At 70.1% G+C, this 1,202-nt stretch carries 1 protein-coding gene; it reads left to right on the top strand.

Translation table 11 applies throughout. From position 1 onward, the window contains the following. Positions 1-110: 110 nt before the first annotated feature. Positions 111-1,202, top strand: a 1,092-nt coding sequence (locus tag ACFP6A_RS14395) for an ISL3 family transposase (protein ID WP_379604674.1), incomplete at its 3' end; no start/stop codon positions are given.

Genomic DNA, 1,202 nt, shown 5'->3' with positions numbered 1-1,202 from the left:
GGCTCTTCGCAGTTGACGGTGTAGGTGGCGACGGCGCGTCGTTGGCCGGGTAGGGGTCGAGGTCTTCCGATGATGGGAGTTCTGACGCTGCCCATCCGAAAGACCTCGACATGCCTGACGCTACCTTCGCTGCACCGGACCTGACCACGTTCGCCCGTCTCGATGAGCTCGGTCTTGAGGTCACCGGGCAACTGCTCAAGCCCGATCGGGCGGTGCTCACCTGCCGGGTCGTCGAGCCGGACCAGTGGTGCCGGCGGTGCGGAGCCGAGGGCGTGGCTCGGGACACCGTCACCCGGCGCCTGGCCCACGAACCGCTGGGGTGGCGTCCCACGACCCTGCTGGTCACGGTGCGCCGATACCGGTGCACCGGGTGCGGGCACGTGTGGCGCCAGGACACCACCAAGGCTGCTGAGCCGCGCGCGAAGCTGTCGCGTCGGGCGTTGCGGTGGGCGCTGGAGGGACTGGTGATCGAGCACCTGTCCATGGCCCGGATCGCCGAGGCCCTGGCGGTGTCGTGGAACACCGCCAACACCGCGGTCCTGGCCGAAGGCAAACGCGTCCTGATCGACGACCCGCACCGTTTCGACGGCGTGCGCACCATCGGCGTGGACGAGCACGCCTGGCGGCACACCCACCGCGGCGACAAGTTCGTCACCGTCATCATCGACCTCACCCCGGTGCGCGAGGGCACCGGGCCGGCACGGTTACTGGACATGGTCGCGGGCCGCTCGAAGCAGGCCTTCAAGGCCTGGCTCGATGCCCGGCCCCAGCACTGGCGCCGCGGCGTGGAGGTCGTCGCGATGGACGGGTTCACCGGCTTCAAGACCGCCACCGCCGAAGAGCTGCCCGACGCCGTCGCGGTCATGGACCCATTTCATGTCGTACGGCTGGCCGGGGACGCCCTGGAGGACTGCCGACGCCGCGTCCAACAGGACACCCGCGGGCACCGTGGCCGTAAGGGCGACCCGCTCTACAACGCCAGGCGGACCCTGCTCACCGGCGCTGACCTGCTCACCGGCAAGCAGACTCACCGCCTGCAGGAGCTGTTCGCCGTTGACGCCCACGTCGCTGTGGAGACCACCTGGGCCGTCTACCAGCGGATGATCACCGCCTACCGCGACCCCGACAAGACCCGCGGCCGCGAGGTCATGGCCGCCATCATCGACTCCCTCGCCAGCGCGGTGCCCACCGGCCTGACCGAG

It is taken from the genome of Quadrisphaera sp. GCM10027208 (assembly GCF_042658805.1).
In the GTDB taxonomy this organism is placed as follows: domain Bacteria; phylum Actinomycetota; class Actinomycetes; order Actinomycetales; family SCSIO-59966; genus SCSIO-59966.
This window is presented reverse-complemented; position numbering and strand designations above follow the sequence as displayed.